Raw genomic sequence first — 17,181 nt, 5'->3', positions numbered from 1 at the left:
TTTTTAAGAAAAGGAACAAACACTCGATCTGACATGGATACATATACTAAACTACCATCTAAAACATTCTTAATTTTGTATACAATTGAAAGCGCTAGGGCATACTGAAGCTATAAGTGGAGGTGTCACAATGAGCAAAAAAGAGCGAGAAGCGATTTGTTTGATTTGTGAAGAGAAAAAAACAAAGGGAATTTATTTATATCATCAGTTTTTGTGCCGAGAATGTGAGCGAAAGTTAATTTCTACATCGACCTCGGATCCTAGCTATGCCGATTATGTTAGAAAGCTTAAAAATCTTCATACGCCGCCTTTGTATTCATAGACCATTAGATGGTCTTTTTTTATGAGCCATGAAGGATTGGGCCTGTTTTTTGGAACTTAGTTTGGACATCATCCGTAATTAATAATAAGATAAACAGAGAGCCTGATTATTCATAGGAGTCGATGAACATGAAATCAATTTTTTATACATTTATATGGGCCATCCTCTCTACTTTTTTTTCGCTTGTGATTTTAACCGTCAGTATTGGGGTTTTCCATCATCATGTTGGATTATCGATACTGTATGCGATGATAGGGTGGGGCGTGATGTTTGCAGGGAGCAGATGGGTTGCTTTCCAGTTGTTTTTAAAGAAACACGGACTGTCTCGTAGTGATTATGTATATATCAAACAGCATTTAAAAGAAGCAGGACAAAAGCTTGTACGTTTAAAGAAAGCTTTATTTGCTGTGAAAAACGTACAAACGATCAAACATAATTATGAAATTCTCAGACTTGCACGACGAATCTATACGATTACAAAAAAAGAGCCGAACCGGTTTTATGATGCACAGCGTTTTTATTTCGAAAGCTTGGATTCTGTTGTTGAACTAACTGAAAAATATGCACTATTGTATAATCAGCCTGATCGCAGTCATGAGCTGGAAATGACACTTAGCCAAACTCGAGTGACGCTGACAGAGCTGCAAAAGCAATTGACGAATGATTTGCAGCAAGTATTAGGAAGAGACATAGAAGCTCTTCATATTGAGCTTGAAGTGGCAGATAAAATGATAAAGAAATAATGAAAGGAGTCAAACGCAATGAAACCAGAAGATCACATCCGATCATCAACTGCTTCCACTACAAATCTTCAGTTTCGGGTGTTTGATACCTTATCTGATGAGGAGAAACAAGAAGCCATACAGCGTGCCGAGCAGATCCCTGACAATCCGCAAAAGCTGCTTTTCTATGGTACACGTGTTCAGGAACGATTATTGGAACAATCACAACAAATGATGAAATATGTTGAGAAAAAAGATATCGATCAAATAGGAGATGTGCTTGAGGCCTTTTTGCACCAGCTGCATATAGTAGAACCTGAGGATTTACTGCCAAAGAAGCAGGGCTTTTTTTTGAAGTTGTTTCAGCGGGAGAAGCGTTCTACTCAGGAAATCATATCGCGTTTTCAACATGCAAAATCACAGATCGAGAGATTATCAGCAAGACTTCGTTATGCAAAAGGCGGATTAATCTCGGATCATATGTTATTAGAGCGTTTATTTGAAGAAAATCAAACTTATTTCCAAGAGATGACGATGCAGGTTGCAGCAGTTGAAGCGAAAATGACAACTTTAGAAAAGCAGATCATATCAGAAACTCAGCATATTGGTAATCGGACTATAGAGGAGAAATTGATGAGTCAGGAATTCAATGCAGAAGAGTATATGGAGAGGTTGAAGGAACGGAAATATGATTTGCTGTTAAGCCGGCAGATTGCGTTGCAATGTAATGCCCAAATTCGAATGATCCAGCATACGAATCATACATTGGCCAATCACATTCAATCAACTGTTTCTGCATCCATTCCTCTATGGATCAACCAAATGTCGATTGCGTTAACGCATATTCAGCAGCGTGCCAATTCAGCTCTTCAGAATCGTATCCAAAAAACATACGAAAAGGTATCAAAGCAGCAGGGAGAACTTCTTGAAGAAGCAGCTTTTGCACCTATAGATACGTTGAAAAAGGTTCAACGCCAATTAGCAGAAACCTTACAGGAAACGTTACAGGTGAAAGAGCATGGAAGCCAAGAGCGTGCTCAATTGAAAAACAGCATGTATGAGGCAGAACAGAAGCTGACAAATCACCAGCCAATAAAGGAATGAGAATCCATCTTTCGGTTCCCTTGTATGAACGTTATAATAGACATAAGATATCGAAAGTGAAAAGGATCGATTTGTTTGAAAACACCTTTATATACAGCATTAGTACAACATGCGGAAAAGAAACCTTATTCTTTCCACGTTCCAGGACATCACAATGGAGATGTCTTTTTTGATGAGGCACGGACTTATTATGACTCAATTCTTCAGCTGGATGTAACAGAGCTTGAAGGATTAGATGATCTTCATCATCCAACTGGTGTGATTCAAGAGGCTGAACATTTATTGGCAAAGCTATATGGATCAGATCAAAGCTTTTTCCTTGTGAATGGGACAACTGTCGGAAATTTAGCGATGGTGATGACAGCCTGTCGTGCGGGAGATGAGATTTTCGTCCAGCGAAATTGTCATAAGTCTGTTTACCATGCGATTGAGCTTGCAGGAGCAAGACCTATTATGGTAGAAGCTGAGATAGATCAACACCTGCATGTTCCAACACATGTGACGGATGAAACAGTCAAAAAAGCCATAGCCAAACATCCTAATTGCCGGGCGATCGTTTTGACTTATCCGAACTACTATGGTCATGCAGCTGATTTATCAAAACTGATTCACATGTGCCACGAAGCAGGCATGATCGTTTTGGTTGATGAGGCACATGGTGCACATTTTGTATTAGGCGGCGCTTTTCCTCCATCTGCTCTTTCCTATGGAGCTGACGTGGTGGTACAATCAGCACATAAAACCCTTCCGGCCATGACGATGGGATCCTACCTTCATCTTCAGGGGGAGCGAATGGATGCAAAACGTTTGAAAACATTCCTCACGATGCTTCAAAGCAGTTCTCCATCCTATCCAATTATGGCCTCATTAGATGTGGCAAGGGCCTATGTCGAGGAGATCAAGAAAAAAGGGATCTTGGATGGAATGATGAAAGGGCTGGCAGAGCTGAAAAATGAGTTCAACCGTATACCTCAGCTTGAAGTAGTCGAGTCTGAATTGCTTTCTAACGATCCATTAAAATGTGTGATTCGATCAACAAAAGGGCTGACGGGTTATGAACTAAAACGAGTGCTTGAATCAGTGGAGGTTCACCCAGAGCTTGCGGACGAACATCAAGTTTTACTTGTCTTTGGTTTAGGACAGAAGAAGGATATTCCTTTTAACCGAATAGAGCAGGCCCTTAATCAAAGCGATTCATTTCTCAAAGGAAAAGATCATATCCAAAGAGAGGCACTGGCTATTGAGAACAATGAGCATAGACAGGATATAGAAGCCGTCCCATTTGAACATGCAGCAGGCCGGATTAGTGCAGAATCGGTTATACCATATCCACCGGGTATTCCTTTGATCGTTAAGGGAGAACGTATTGAAATCGATCAAATCGCGGCTTTAAGCCGTTTGCTTGGACATCAGGTTCATGTTCAAGCGAGTCAGGTGATTCATCAGAGAAAATTATATGTTTATATAGAAGAGGAGACACTATGAGCGGTATGTTTATTACGTTTGAAGGGCCAGAGGGTGCCGGAAAAACGACAGTGATTCGAAAAGTGTATGAAGAAATGGAACGCCAAGGATATGCAGTCATGGCGACACGTGAGCCTGGCGGCATTGACATTGCAGAGCAGATTCGTGAAGTCATTTTAAATGAAAAAAACACAAAAATGGATGCGAAAACGGAAGCTTTGCTATATGCAGCGGCGAGAAGGCAGCATTTGGCTGAGAAGGTAGAACCGGCATTACAGCGCGGGCAGACAGTTTTATGTGATCGTTTTGTTGATAGCTCCCTTGCTTATCAAGGCTATGCGAGAGGGCTTGGGATTGAAGCAGTAAAATCAATTAATGATTTTGCTATCAATGGCACGATGCCGCAAATGACCATTTATTTTTCTATTACACCTGAGGAAGGGCTAAAGCGAATTGATGCCAACCAGGGAAGAGAAAAGAATCGATTAGACATGGAGACGCTGAATTTCCACCAGCTGGTCAGAGAAGGCTATGAACTGCTTATTGCACAATCACCAGAACGATTCCGTGTAGTGGATGCGTCTCAGCCGATGCAGTCTGTCTATGAAGAAGTCCTCCAATTAATTCAGGACACATTAAAGCAAAATCAAATATGACCTAATTCCCAATCGTTGTTATAATATAGAGGAAGACATCGGCATGTCATCTGTGCCTAAAATAAAGGAGGCCAATCAAATGAAATTAATTGTTGCCGTTGTACAGGACCAAGATAGCAGCAAGTTGTTGAAAATATTGACTGAACATCATTTCGGCGTGACAAAATTAGCTTCAACTGGTGGGTTTTTAAAGTCTGGGAATACGACTTTTATTATTGGTTGTGATGATGTCCGGGTGGATAAAGCATTACAGCTTATAAAAGAAAATTGCCGTAAACGTGATCAAATGATCGCGCCTGTATCCCCAATGGGTGGAAATGCAGATTCATACGTACCATACCCTGTTGAGGTTGAAGTTGGCGGAGCTACTGTATTTATTCTGCCAGTTGAACAATTTCATCAATTTTAAGGATGGGTTGCTGTGAAAATTAATCAAGATATGCGGCTGCGTCTAGAAAAGCGTGAACTTCAAGCATTGAAAGGAAACCAGACATCTGCTTCCTTTAAAGCTTCGATGGAGACGCAAAGCGGCAAACTGCGCTTAGAACAGCTGACGGTCATGCTCAGTGATATCGAAGTGTTCGGTAAAAAGCTGGCGAAGTCACGAAACCTAAAGGATTTGGCTAGGTTTAAAGGACTGGTGAAGCGCTTTGTGAAAGAGACAGTCGATAATGGATTAAATATAGAAACATCAAGGAGCTTTGACATTTATGGCAACACACGTACACTTGCTTTAGTCAAAGCCTTAGATGAAAAGCTGATTGAATTAACCGAGGAAATGATGGACCAAGAGAAACCATCTATTGATTTGCTTGAACGTATTGGAGAAATAAAAGGTTTATTGATTAACCTTTACACATAGAGAGTGATAACATGGCAATTAGCTGGGATGACATGAATGATTTGCAGCCGCGCGTCATGCGGCTGATTTTTAATAGTATTGAAAAAGACCGACTTGCGCATGCCTACTTATTTGAAGGGAAAAAAGGAACCGGTAAGCTGGATGCAGCGATGCTGTTGGCTAAGAGCTTTTTTTGTTTGGAATCAGGAGTGAAACCATGTGAATCCTGTCAAAACTGCAAAAGGATTGCATCAGGAAACCATCCCGATTTACATCTTGTGCAGCCCGATGGCCAATCAATTAAGAAGGCGCAAGTGCAGGCACTGCAGGAGGAATTTACAAAAGCGGGTGTAGAATCTCACCGGAAAATGTATATTATTCTTCATGCGGACAAAATGACGGTCAATGCCGCGAACAGTTTATTGAAGTTCCTAGAGGAGCCCAATCGGGAAACGATGGCGGTTTTAATCACTGAGCAATCGCATAAAATGCTGGATACGATTATTTCAAGATGTCAGATGCTCAGCTTTCAGCCACTGCAGCCACAATCCTTGGAGCAGCAGCTTTTACAAGAAGGCGTATCTCAGCATCTCGCAAGGCTTTTGTCGAATTTAACCAATAATTTAGCAGAAGCACTCGAATTAAGTCGAAATGATCAGTTTGCAGAGTCTAGAGCGAAAGTGATAAAATTGTATGAAGTCTTACACCAGCGAAAAGAACATGCATTTTTTTATATACAGGATCAATGGATGCCTTTTTTCAAAGAGAAAGACCTTCAAGAAACAGGTCTGGATATGCTTTTATTTATATATCGTGATGTATTGTCGATTCAAATAGGAAATGAAGATAAAGTCATTTATCAAGACTTATTCCAGACAATGAAGCAGCATGCGCTGCATTCCACACAGCAGATGGTGACCAGCCAGATCCTTGCTGTATTAGAAGCGAAAAAGAGACTTCAATCCAACGTGAATGCCCAAGGGCTGATGGAGCAATTGGTGTTGATGTTGCAGGAGGGATAAGCTTGTACAACGTAATTGGTGTTCGCTTTAAAAAAGCGGGCAAAATCTATTATTTCGATCCTAATGGATTTCATATAGAAAATGATAGTTGTGTCATTGTAGAAACAGTCAGAGGGGTTGAGTACGGACAAGTGGTCATCGCCAACAAAAAAGTAGATGAACACGATGTGGTTCTCCCTCTGCGTAAAGTCATTCGTGTAGCAGACGAACGAGACCGGCTCATCGTTGAGGAAAACAAAGAAGCAGCGATGACAGCCTTTGATACATGTCTTCAGAAGGTAAGTGAACATGGGCTGGAAATGAAACTTGTCGATGTTGAGTTTACATTTGACCGCAACAAGGTCATCTTCTACTTCACAGCAGATGGCAGAGTTGATTTCCGTGAGCTAGTGAAGGATCTTGCATCAATCTTCAAAACGAGAATTGAACTTCGCCAGATTGGTGTAAGAGACGAGGCAAAAATGCTTGGAGGCATTGGTCCTTGCGGGCGAATGCTCTGCTGTTCGACATTCTTAGGAGACTTTGAACCAGTGTCGATTAAGATGGCAAAGGATCAAAATCTATCGTTAAATCCTACAAAAATTTCAGGACTTTGCGGCCGTTTGATGTGCTGCTTGAAATATGAGAATGATGAGTATGAAACAGCGAAGGAACAATTACCGGATATCGGCGAAACGATTCAGACGTCTAATGGCTCTGCAAAGGTAGTAGGGCTCAATATTTTAGAACGAATTTTGCAAGTTGAATTAACCGGGCAAGAAAAAGTGATAGAATATACATGGGAAGAATTATTACAAGAAGGCGTTGTATCTGCACAAACAACTGAGTAACGAGGTGTGCCACCTTGGATAAAAAGGAACTATTTGATACGGTGATTAATTTAGAAGAACAAATCGGTTCTCTTTATCGCCAGTTAGGTGATTTGAAAAATCATATTGGTGAAGTGATTGAAGAAAATCATCAGCTGCAGATGGAGAATCAGCACTTGCGTGAACGTCTGGATCAGTCCGATCGAGACAAATCGTCTGAGGCAGAGAATGATTCTGCCCAGAAGGCAAGTCATTCTGATATAGGAGAAGGTCATGATAACCTGGCCCGATTATATCAGGAGGGCTTCCATATTTGTAATGTACATTATGGGAGCATTCGTAAAGAGGGAGACTGTTTGTTCTGTCTGTCATTTTTAAATAAAAAATGAGAAAAGGCTTCCGCTGAATCGGAAGCCTTTTTCACAGGAAAAGAAAGGATACATCATGGTTTCGTTAAGAGAAGATGAACGTTTAGATTACCTGCTCGCCGAAGATATGAAGATTATTCAAAGTAAAACTGTGTTTGCCTTTTCATTGGACGCAGTGTTATTAGCTAAATTTGCTTATGTGCCAATCCAAAAAGGGGAAATCATTGACCTTTGTACCGGAAATGGCATTGTGCCATTGCTGCTTTCGACTCGATCTAAGGCCTCGATTACGGGTGTTGAAATTCAAGAACGGTTGTTTGATATGGCCAAAAGAAGTGTGGAGTATAATCAACTTGCGCACCAGATCGAATTGATTCATGGTGACTTGAATGATATGCCGGAACGCTACGGCAACCATAAAGTTGATGTGATTACATGTAACCCGCCATATTTTAAAACACCTTCTAAGGATGAAATCAATGAAAATGAATACTTGGCGATTGCCCGGCATGAAATTCATTGTACATTAGAAGATGTGATTCGTGTTTCTTCCACGCTGCTAAAGCAAGGGGGGAAACTGGCGATGGTTCATCGACCAGGACGGCTGCTTGAGATTGTGGAATTAATGAAGAAATACCGAATTGAGCCGAAACGAATTCAATTTGTTTATCCCAAACAAGGGAAAGAAGCCAATACCATCTTGGTAGAGGGCATAAAAGATGGAAAACCAGATCTGAAAATTCTCCCGCCTCTTTTTGTTTATGGGGAAGATCAGGAGTATACAGATGAAATCAGGACGATACTGTATGGAGAAGCATAATCATTACTTCTATGTATTAAAATGTGTAGATGGCAGCCTGTATGCAGGTTATACAAATGATTTACAAAAAAGATTGATGACCCACAATAGTGGAAAAGGAGCAAAGTATACAAGAGCGAGACGGCCGGTTGAGCTTTTTTATCATGAATGTTTTGCAACCAAAAGAGAAGCCATGCAGCAAGAATATCGTTTCAAAACGTGGACACGGAAAAAGAAAGACATGTATATAGAAGAAATGCGAATGGAAAAGGAGGCGGCACATGAAAAAGACACAGAAAAGCTTTGATGGTCAATCTGACATGGGCATTCTTTATCTCGTCCCAACCCCGATTGGAAATCTAGAAGATATGACGTTCCGAGCGATACAAACGTTAAAAGATGTAGACTATATTGCCGCAGAAGATACAAGGCAAACGAAAAAGCTTTGTCATGTATACGAAATTGATACACCCTTAACGAGTTATCATGAGCATAACAAAGACAGCAGCGGCCACAAGTTAATCGAATGGCTAAAAGAAGGGAAAAGTATCGCGCTCGTGAGTGATGCTGGTTTACCGACGATTTCAGATCCAGGGGCTGAAGTGGTAAGAGATTTTACTAGCATCGGAGGCTATGTCATTCCGTTACCTGGCGCAAATGCTGCACTAACGGCACTCATTGCATCAGGAATCGCGCCTCAGCCATTTTTCTTTTATGGTTTTCTCGACCGTCAAAAAAAAGAAAAGAAAAAGCAGCTTGAAGCCTTGAAGAAACGCCAAGAAACGATCATTTTCTATGAAGCGCCTCATCGGTTAAAAGAAACGCTGACTTTGATGAAGGAAGTGTGGGGAAATCGGAACATCGCCATTACGAGAGAACTAACGAAAAAATTCGAAGAGTTTATTCGTGGGGATTTAGAATCTGTGCTGACATGGGCTGCGGAGAATCAAATTCGGGGTGAGTTCTGTCTTGTAGTGCAAGGAAATGATCAAGCTGAAGAAGAGCTGAATGAAGAAGCATGGTGGACGTCCTTATCTGAAAAAGAACATGTGATTCATTACATAGAGGAAGGATTAACGTCGAAGGAAGCCATTAAACGTACAGCTGTCGAACGTGGTGTGCCAAAGCGCACGATATACGATGCCTATCATATTGAACAATAAAGAAAGGTTCTTGCAAACGGTGCAAGAACCTTTTTTATATGAAACTTATTTTTGTGATTGAAGTTGGTTTTGGATTTCGTTAATGATTTGCTCTGCACCTTCACGGCTAAGAACTAATTTACCATTAGCAAGTTTAAGGTTATCGTCTGATACTTCACCTGTTACTTGGCAAGTCATGTTTGGTTTATATTTTTTTAGGATAATTTTTTCATCATCAACATAAATTTCCAAAGCGTCTTTTTCAGCGATTCCTAGCGTACGGCGAAGTTCGATTGGAATCACCACGCGTCCTAATTCGTCAACTTTACGTACAATACCTGTAGATTTCATCTTCATTCTCCTCCCAAAAAGTTCTTATTACTAAAATAATATTATCTTCGTCATTATTCGACAAATTCCTTACATTCCTAGCATAACAAGGTTTCCATAAATCGTCAATCATTTTGTTTACTATTGTTTGTAAAATATGACTCTTAAAGTCAAAAGACCTTGAAACTACTGCTGTATAAGGATTTTGTAGGCTTTTTCTATGAAAATATAAGAAATGACGAGATCAGATTAACAAGACTTTTGCCCTAATTTAGCCAATTGTAAATCTGGAAATAGATTTCATACGACAATATTCGACAAAATGTCGACGGGTTTGTCGTTTTTTTCGAAAAACTCATCTTTTTCGATCATTTCATCTCGTTCTATGTATATATGCTTGATCTTAAAGGCTAAGATGGTATCATAGAGAAAGCACAAGTGCAAAATTAAATGAATTGATCTGACACATTTTCATGTAATGATGATAACCGCTCTCGTCCATTGGGCGGGAGTTTTTGACATTTACACACACGCAGGAGGTTCCGACATGCCAGAAAAGAAAAAAACGTTTTATCTGACAACACCTATTTACTATCCGAGCGGAAAATTACATATTGGACATGCTTATACGACAGTAGCAGGAGATGCTATGGCTCGTTATAAACGTCTTCAAGGCTATGATGTGATGTATTTAACGGGTACAGATGAGCACGGACAAAAAATTCAGCAAAAAGCTGAAGAACAAAATATCACACCAATCGAGTATTTAGATCCAGTCGTTGAAGACATTAAATCATTATGGAAGAAACTCGACATTTCGAATGATGACTTCATCCGTACAACAGAAAAAAGACATACGAAAATCATCGAGCAGGTATTCCAAAAACTTCTTGATCAAGGCGATATTTATTTAGATCAATATGAGGGCTGGTACAGTATTCCTGATGAGACATTCTATACGGAAACACAGCTTGTTGATGTTGAGCGTAATGAGAAAGGGGAAGTCATTGGCGGAAAAAGCCCTGACAGCGGACACCCTGTTGAATTAATTAAAGAGGAATCATATTTCTTCCGTATGAGTAAGTATGCGGATCGTTTGCTCGATTATTACGAAAAGAATCCATCGTTTATTCAGCCTGAATCAAGAAAGAATGAAATGATTAATAACTTCATTAAACCAGGTTTAGAGGATTTAGCCGTATCAAGAACAACCTTTGATTGGGGAATTAAAGTTCCTAACAATCCAAAACACGTCATTTATGTATGGATTGATGCGTTATTCAACTATTTAACTGCGATTGGCTATGGAACAGATCAAGATGAGAAATATAAAAAATATTGGCCTGCCAACGTACATCTCGTAGGAAAAGAAATTGTACGCTTCCATACGATTTATTGGCCGATTATGTTGATGGCATTAGATCTGCCTCTACCGAAGCAAATTTTCGCACACGGCTGGCTGCTCATGAAAGATGGCAAAATGTCTAAATCAAAAGGGAATGTGGTAGATCCGGTCACATTAATTGATCGCTATGGCCTCGATGCCCTCCGTTATTATCTGCTTCGCGAAGTACCATTTGGTGCGGATGGTGTGTTTACACCAGAAGGATTCGTGGAACGTGTAAACTATGACCTTGCCAATGATTTAGGTAACTTGCTTAATCGTACAGTTGCGATGGTCCAAAAATATTTTGACGGCACTTTAAGCAGCTATAAGGGCCCTGTTAATGAGTTTGATGAAGAGCTGAAAGCAGTCGCTGAGCAAACCGTCAAAGCCTATGAAGAGGCGATGGAAAACCTTGAATTCTCTGTGGCTCTTTCAAATGTTTGGACATTAATCAGCAGAACCAATAAATATATTGATCAAACAGCTCCATGGGTGCTGGCAAAGGATGAAACAAAACGAAAAGAATTGCATTCTGTTATGTATCATTTAGCAGAATCACTTCGAATCACAGCAGTCCTCTTAACGCCATTCCTAACGAAAACACCTGAGAAAATCTTCTTCCAGCTTGGAATTGAAGAAGAGAAGCTCAAAAGCTGGGATAGTATCCTATCATTTGGTGCAATTCAACATGCGACGGTACAAAAAGGCGAGCCTTTGTTCCCGCGTTTAGAGGTTGAAGAAGAAGTAGCCTACATTAAAGAAAAAATGCAGGGAAGTACACCTAAGGTAGAAGAAGAGAAAGTGGAAATCGAAGAAACGGAATTACCTGAGCTGGAAGCTGAAATTGCATTTGATGATTTCTCGAAAGTCGATCTTCGAGTCGCACAGGTTTTGGAAGCAGCCCCAGTGAAAAAAGCGGATCGTCTTTTAAAGCTTCAGCTTGATTTTGGATTTGAAAAAAGACAAATAGTCTCAGGGATTGCCAAACACTATCAACCAGAAGAATTAGTAGGGAAAAAGCTCGTTTGCGTAGCGAATCTTACACCAGTTAAACTCAGAGGGGAAATTTCCCAGGGAATGATTTTAACTGGGGAAACAGGCGGGAAATTGCAGGTTCTTGAAGTAGATCAATCTCTAGCAAATGGAACAAAAATTTTATAAATCAACAAAGGTGTTCCACGTGTAACATTTCGTCGAACACCTTTTGTTTTTTAGGAGAATTGTCGAAAGGAGCAATCAACAATGTTATTTGATACACATGCCCACTTGAATGCAGAACAATATAAGGAAGACTTAGAGCAGGTGATCGAAAGAGCGAAAAGCGAAAAAGTTGAGAAAATCGTGGTGGTGGGGTTTGACCGTCCGACAATTACGAGAGCGATGGAATTAATTGAAGAGTATGATTTCATATATGCAGCTATTGGCTGGCATCCAGTCGATGCTATTGATATGACAGATGAGGATTTGGCTTGGATTAAAGATTTATCTCAACACGAAAAAGTGGTTGCGATTGGAGAAATGGGTCTGGATTACTATTGGGACAAGTCACCAAAAGATGTACAAAAGGAAGTCTTTAGACGCCAAATTGCTCTTGCGAAGGAAGTGAATCTTCCAATCGTTATTCATAACCGTGACGCAACGGAAGATGTCGTGACGATTTTAAAGGAAGAGGGAGCAGCTGAGGTCGGAGGTATTATGCACTGCTTTACGGGCAGCTTAGAAACTGCAAAAGCGTGTATGGATATGAATTTTTACATCTCATTCGGTGGACCCGTGACATTTAAAAATGCCAAAAAGCCAAAGGAAGTTGTAAAAGAGATACCAAGTGACCGGCTTTTGATTGAAACAGACTGCCCATACTTAACGCCAGTGCCATTTAGGGGGAAACGTAACGAGCCAAGTTATGTCAAATATATCGCAGAACAGATTGCGGAGCTGAGAGAAATCAGCTTTGAAGAGCTTGCCGAATTGACAACAAAAAATGCAAAAAAAGTTTTCCGTATAAACTGACAGTATATGATGTCAATCCTTGTTTAAGCTTGTCCAATTGTGAAACATAACGAAAAAGTTCTACACGTTTGCGCCTCCTCATAGGATAAGTTGTCGATAAGTCTTTCTTCCCTTCTTTCCATAAATCTCCCATAATAGGTTTACAATCGAGCATTTTTGTACAGTGGGTGGAAGGGTTGACAGGTTTTGAGATACTCTATATAATCTCTCCGAGGAGAAGGAGGCGTTTTTCATCGTACAAAAAATGAAAAATCTGTTTTCTGTTAAGCTAGGAAAAGGCAAGGTTTTATTACTAGTTGTTTGCTTGCTTTTAGCTGGAACTGGGACGGCTTACGGTGCGCATGAGCTCACTAAGCAGTCTATTACCATTTCAATCAATGGTAAAGAGAAGACAATTCGTACACATGAAGAGACAGTAGCACAGCTGCTTTCAGACCTTGGCATAAGGACCAAGGCGGAGGATTATATCTCTCCAAGTCAAAATACAAAGATTCAAGACAATATGAACATTGTGTATGATGCGGCTATACCGGTTCATCTGACCCTAGATGGGAAAGAGAAAACGATATGGACAACAGATCAGACGGTTGGAGCATTATTGAAGAATGAGAAGATAGATATCGGGAAGCACGATCAAGTCACTCCAGGAAAGAATGACAAGTTAACAAAGGATATGAAGCTTGTGGTTCAGCAGGCCTTCCAGGTCAGCTTAAATGATGGAGGAAAAGATAAAAAAGTGTGGACCACTTCGACTACGGTCGCTGACTTTTTAAAGCAACAAGAGCTGAAGCTCAAGAAGCACGATAAGATCAAGCCTGCGTTACATAGTAACCTTTCTAAAAAGAGCGCAGATATAAAGATCACTCGGGTGGAAAAAGTCACCGATGTAGTGGAAGAGAAAATTGCTTTTGATACCAAACATAAAAAGGACCATTCTCTTGAAAAAGGGAAAGAGAAGGTACTTAAAAAAGGTGAAGAAGGTAAATTGAAGAAGCACTATGCCATTGTGAAAGAAAACGGCAAAGTGGTGTCTAAAGAATTGATTAAAGAAGTGACCGAAAAAGATAGTAAGGACCGATTAGTGGCTATTGGTACACAAGTGACCAAAAAGGAGCCTACAGCGTCCCCTGTGGTTTCACGAAGCAATGAGTCTTCAGGAAAAGAATTTTATGTGGCGTCAACAGCCTATACAGCGAGCTGTGCTGGATGTACGGGCAGAACGTCTACAGGTTTTGATTTAAAAGCGAATCCGGGTGCAAAGGTCATAGCAGTTGATCCGAGTGTCATTCCGCTGGGCTCAAAAGTGTATGTGGAAGGCTATGGTTATGCCGTTGCATCAGACACTGGATCTGCTATAAAAGGGAATAAAATTGATGTGTTCGTCCCAAGTAAGTCGGCAGCTTATCAATGGGGAAATAAACGAGTGAAAATTAGAGTGCTCAAATAAACACATCAAATCATTTATATGAACAGAGGGCTTTGCGCACCCTCTGTTTTTTTGGTTATAATAGAAGCACTGTTTTCTAATTAATTAGACGCAAAAACAGCATGAAAGGTTTCGTTTTTTTAACCAAAAAATGTAGATTGTTTTTGCAAGCGGAGGAATACATGAAAATCAAAGAAATCATTGTGGTGGAGGGTCGTGATGACACTGCCAGAGTGAAGATGGCGGTTGATGCAGATACAATCGAAACAAACGGATCTGCCATTGGCGATACAGTCATACAACAAGTGCGTCTTGCTCAGGAGACGAGAGGGGTCATTATTTTAACAGATCCTGATTTTCCTGGTGAGAAGATCCGTAAAACCATCGCAGAGGCGGTTCCTGGCTGTAAGCACGCTTTTTTGCCAAAGCATCTTGCGAAGGCGAAGCGGGATAAAGGAATTGGTGTCGAGCATGCTTCCTTGGACAGTATTCGTGAATGTCTTGCCCATGTCCATGAAGAAATGGAAGAATCGGAAAGTGACATTACATTAGACGACTTATTTGACGCAGGCCTTATCGGAGGCGAAGCATCGAAACGCCGCCGCGAACGACTAGGAGTGCTTTTAAATATAGGATATACCAATGCGAAGCAGCTGCAAAAGCGCCTTCACATGTTCCAAATAACCAAACATGATTTTATTGCGGCCTTAAAGACCGTCATGCAGGAGGAAGCCGATGAATAAAGATATTGCGACACCCGTCAGAACGAAGGAAATACTGAAGAAGTACGGTTTCTCTTTTAAAAAGAGCTTAGGGCAGAACTTCTTAATTGATACAAATATTTTAGATCGCATTGTCGATCACGCAGAGGTTACAGATGAGACCGGCGTCATTGAAATTGGGCCTGGTATCGGCGCATTGACAGAGCAGCTCGCTAAACGTGCAAAGAAAGTCACCGCTTTTGAAATCGATCAGCGTTTATTGCCTATTTTAAACGATACGCTTTCTCCATATGATAATGTCACGATTATTCATCAAGATGTATTAAAGGCGGATGTGAGAAAGGTCATCGAAGAAAATTTTGCTGACTGTAAAGAAGTGATGGTCGTAGCCAACCTTCCGTATTACGTGACAACACCGATTATTATGAAATTGCTTGAAGAAAACCTTCCATTGAAAGGGATCGTGGTCATGCTGCAAAAAGAAGTAGCAGATCGTATGGCAGCTGTCCCTTCATCAAAGGAATACAATTCATTGTCTATAGCAGTTCAATTTTATACGGAAGCAAAAACGGTGATGGTTGTGCCTAAAACGGTTTTTGTTCCTCAGCCAAATGTTGATTCGGCTGTGATTAAGCTGACTGTTCGTGAAACGCCTGCTGTCTCAGTAGAAAATGATGCGTTTTTCTTTCAATTGATCCGAGCGAGCTTTGGCCAGCGCCGGAAAACATTGATGAATAATTTGATGAACAATTTTCCTGATGGAAAAAAACATAAAGCGATCATCGAGGAAGCTCTTCAAACAGCAGATATTGATGGAAAGCGCCGCGGAGAATCATTATCCATTGAGGAATTTGCCAGATTGTCGAATGTTTTACAAAAAGCCCTATCGTAAGGGCTTTTTTCTTTTGTTCTTCACCACTTCAACTGTTCAGGCATAGGCTAGAAAGAACAGCACATATGAAAGATGAATATGTTTAGGGCAAGACGATACCAACAGGATATGAGCCTGATTGTGGAGTGAAAAGCATGCAATTTCAAATAGGAGATATGGTGACGAGGGCATCCTATCAAATGGATATTATGTTTCGAATCATTCGAATTGATGAGACAGATCAGCACGAAGCCACTGCCATATTGCATGGGAATGAAGTGAGGCTGATTGCTGATGCTAAGATGTCGGATCTCGTCTTGATTCAAAAAGAGGAGCAGTTGACAAGGGAGAAGGACGACGAACGGAAGATTAATGAATCGCTCGACTTACTAAGACAGGATTATCAGCTGCTGCGTGAAAAACAAGAGTATTATACTTCTGGACAATATCAGCATCAGGAGCAGTATTTTCACATGCCTGGAAAGGTCCTTCATTTAGATGGAGATGCTTCATACTTAAAGAAATGCTTAGATGTATATGAACGAATTGGTGTGCCTGTGTACGGAGTGCATTGTCATGAGAAGAAAATGCCAAGTGTGATTGACTCGTTACTTGATCAATATCGGCCTGATATTTTGGTCATTACAGGGCATGACGCGTATTCCAAGCAAAAAGGCGGCGTAAATGATATCGGTGCTTATCGCCATTCTCGTCATTTCGTTGAGACGGTTCAAAAAGCAAGAAAGAAAATTCCTCATTTAGATCAGCTTGTGATCTTTGCTGGTGCCTGTCAATCTCATTTCGAATCATTGATCCAAGCAGGTGCCAATTTTGCAAGCTCACCTTCACGTGTGAACATCCATGCGCTCGACCCCGTCTATATCGTTGCGAAGATCAGCTTCACTCCATTTGTAGATCGAATCAATGTGTGGGATGTGCTTCGTAATACATTAACAAGAGAAAAAGGTCTCGGAGGCATTGAGACGAAGGGTGTTTTAAGGGTAGGTATGCCATATAAAAAAGACCATGAATCGACATAACCCGACTGATTTCAGTCTGGTTTTTTTTATGTGTAAAAAGAAATTTCAAATGGATACATAATTCACCGGAATTTGAGAAAAATAGGGAGGAGAAAAGGTAGAAGTTTGTCAAAATTATTTTGTTGACAATGGCTCGTGTTGGTTGA

20 protein-coding genes are annotated in these 17,181 nt (G+C 40.6%); 19 read left to right on the top strand and 1 reads right to left on the bottom strand.

Annotated features, from left to right (window positions below; genetic code table 11):
• The first annotated feature begins 130 nt into the window (after positions 1–130).
• The 13 genes from AC20OE_RS18460 (at position 131) to rsmI (ending at position 9,270) form a co-directional block, all read left to right on the top strand.
• A complete protein-coding gene (locus AC20OE_RS18460) occupies positions 131–322 on the top strand; it encodes a sigma factor G inhibitor Gin (RefSeq protein WP_024425620.1) in 192 nt (63 codons plus the stop codon).
• A gap of 128 nt (positions 323–450) precedes the next feature.
• The gene (locus AC20OE_RS18455) at positions 451–1,065 is read left to right on the top strand and encodes a 5-bromo-4-chloroindolyl phosphate hydrolysis family protein (protein WP_039175866.1); all 615 of its coding nucleotides are present in this window, start codon (positions 451–453) and stop codon (positions 1,063–1,065) included.
• Positions 1,066–1,083: 18 nt separating this feature from the next.
• Entirely contained in the window at positions 1,084–2,148 is a 1,065-nt protein-coding gene (locus AC20OE_RS18450) for a toxic anion resistance protein (RefSeq protein WP_487269073.1), read from the top strand.
• 75 nt (positions 2,149–2,223) lie between these two features.
• Positions 2,224–3,633 (top strand): aminotransferase class I/II-fold pyridoxal phosphate-dependent enzyme, encoded by a 1,410-nt coding sequence (locus tag AC20OE_RS18445; RefSeq protein ID WP_487269072.1) that lies wholly within the window; start codon positions 2,224–2,226, stop codon positions 3,631–3,633.
• Positions 3,630–4,268: a dTMP kinase gene (gene tmk / locus AC20OE_RS18440; RefSeq protein WP_099662810.1), complete on the top strand. Its 639-nt coding sequence runs from the start codon at positions 3,630–3,632 to the stop codon at positions 4,266–4,268. Before AC20OE_RS18445 ends, tmk begins: the two co-directional genes overlap by 4 nt.
• Before the next feature lie 79 nt (positions 4,269–4,347).
• Complete coding sequence (locus AC20OE_RS18435) at positions 4,348–4,677, top strand: cyclic-di-AMP receptor (protein WP_024425625.1); 330 nt, start codon at positions 4,348–4,350, stop codon at positions 4,675–4,677.
• Between the two features lie 12 nt (positions 4,678–4,689).
• A complete protein-coding gene (locus tag AC20OE_RS18430) occupies positions 4,690–5,130 on the top strand; it encodes a YaaR family protein (RefSeq protein WP_039175878.1) in 441 nt (146 codons plus the stop codon).
• Positions 5,131–5,141: 11 nt separating this feature from the next.
• The gene (gene holB / locus AC20OE_RS18425; RefSeq protein ID WP_024427206.1) at positions 5,142–6,131 is read left to right on the top strand and encodes a DNA polymerase III subunit delta'; all 990 of its coding nucleotides are present in this window, start codon (positions 5,142–5,144) and stop codon (positions 6,129–6,131) included.
• 2 nt (positions 6,132–6,133) lie between these two features.
• On the top strand, positions 6,134–6,961 hold the full coding sequence (gene ricT, locus AC20OE_RS18420) for a competence/sporulation regulator complex protein RicT (RefSeq protein ID WP_024425628.1): 828 nt from the start codon (positions 6,134–6,136) through the stop codon (positions 6,959–6,961).
• A gap of 14 nt (positions 6,962–6,975) precedes the next feature.
• The gene (gene yabA, locus AC20OE_RS18415) at positions 6,976–7,329 is read left to right on the top strand and encodes a DNA replication initiation control protein YabA (protein WP_039175883.1); all 354 of its coding nucleotides are present in this window, start codon (positions 6,976–6,978) and stop codon (positions 7,327–7,329) included.
• Between the two features lie 55 nt (positions 7,330–7,384).
• On the top strand, positions 7,385–8,128 hold the full coding sequence (locus AC20OE_RS18410) for a tRNA1(Val) (adenine(37)-N6)-methyltransferase (RefSeq protein ID WP_024427205.1): 744 nt from the start codon (positions 7,385–7,387) through the stop codon (positions 8,126–8,128).
• Complete coding sequence (locus AC20OE_RS18405) at positions 8,115–8,414, top strand: GIY-YIG nuclease family protein (RefSeq protein ID WP_059376749.1); 300 nt, start codon at positions 8,115–8,117, stop codon at positions 8,412–8,414. Before AC20OE_RS18410 ends, AC20OE_RS18405 begins: the two co-directional genes overlap by 14 nt.
• Positions 8,389–9,270 carry a 16S rRNA (cytidine(1402)-2'-O)-methyltransferase gene (gene rsmI / locus AC20OE_RS18400; protein ID WP_058838216.1) on the top strand — a complete coding sequence of 294 codons (882 nt, stop codon included), beginning with the start codon at positions 8,389–8,391 and terminating at the stop codon, positions 9,268–9,270. Before AC20OE_RS18405 ends, rsmI begins: the two co-directional genes overlap by 26 nt.
• Before the next feature lie 45 nt (positions 9,271–9,315).
• On the opposite strand, the gene abrB is transcribed toward rsmI, so the two are convergent.
• Positions 9,316–9,606: a transition state genes transcriptional regulator AbrB gene (gene abrB / locus AC20OE_RS18395; protein WP_087975202.1), complete on the bottom strand. Its 291-nt coding sequence runs from the start codon at positions 9,604–9,606 to the stop codon at positions 9,316–9,318.
• A gap of 520 nt (positions 9,607–10,126) precedes the next feature.
• On the opposite strand from abrB, the gene metG reads away from it, so the two are divergent.
• From metG to yabG, 6 genes are all read left to right on the top strand, one after another.
• Entirely contained in the window at positions 10,127–12,127 is a 2,001-nt protein-coding gene (metG, locus tag AC20OE_RS18390; protein ID WP_058838217.1) for a methionine--tRNA ligase, read from the top strand.
• An 81-nt stretch (positions 12,128–12,208) separates the two neighbouring features.
• Positions 12,209–12,976 carry a TatD family hydrolase gene (locus AC20OE_RS18385; RefSeq protein ID WP_058838218.1) on the top strand — a complete coding sequence of 256 codons (768 nt, stop codon included), beginning with the start codon at positions 12,209–12,211 and terminating at the stop codon, positions 12,974–12,976.
• Positions 12,977–13,220: 244 nt separating this feature from the next.
• A complete protein-coding gene (locus tag AC20OE_RS18380; RefSeq protein ID WP_099662811.1) occupies positions 13,221–14,423 on the top strand; it encodes a G5 and 3D domain-containing protein in 1,203 nt (400 codons plus the stop codon).
• A 161-nt stretch (positions 14,424–14,584) separates the two neighbouring features.
• A complete protein-coding gene (rnmV, locus tag AC20OE_RS18375; protein WP_017359323.1) occupies positions 14,585–15,145 on the top strand; it encodes a ribonuclease M5 in 561 nt (186 codons plus the stop codon).
• Entirely contained in the window at positions 15,138–16,016 is an 879-nt protein-coding gene (gene rsmA / locus AC20OE_RS18370; RefSeq protein ID WP_039175905.1) for a 16S rRNA (adenine(1518)-N(6)/adenine(1519)-N(6))-dimethyltransferase RsmA, read from the top strand. Before rnmV ends, rsmA begins: the two co-directional genes overlap by 8 nt.
• A 134-nt stretch (positions 16,017–16,150) precedes the next feature.
• Entirely contained in the window at positions 16,151–17,035 is an 885-nt protein-coding gene (yabG, locus tag AC20OE_RS18365; protein WP_024427198.1) for a sporulation peptidase YabG, read from the top strand.
• The last annotated feature ends 146 nt before the right edge of the window (positions 17,036–17,181 follow it).

It is taken from the genome of Bacillus sp. SRI_025, assembly GCF_057592095.1.
The sequence above is the reverse complement of the archived record's forward strand: the minus strand, read 5'-3'. Positions and strand labels throughout refer to the sequence as shown.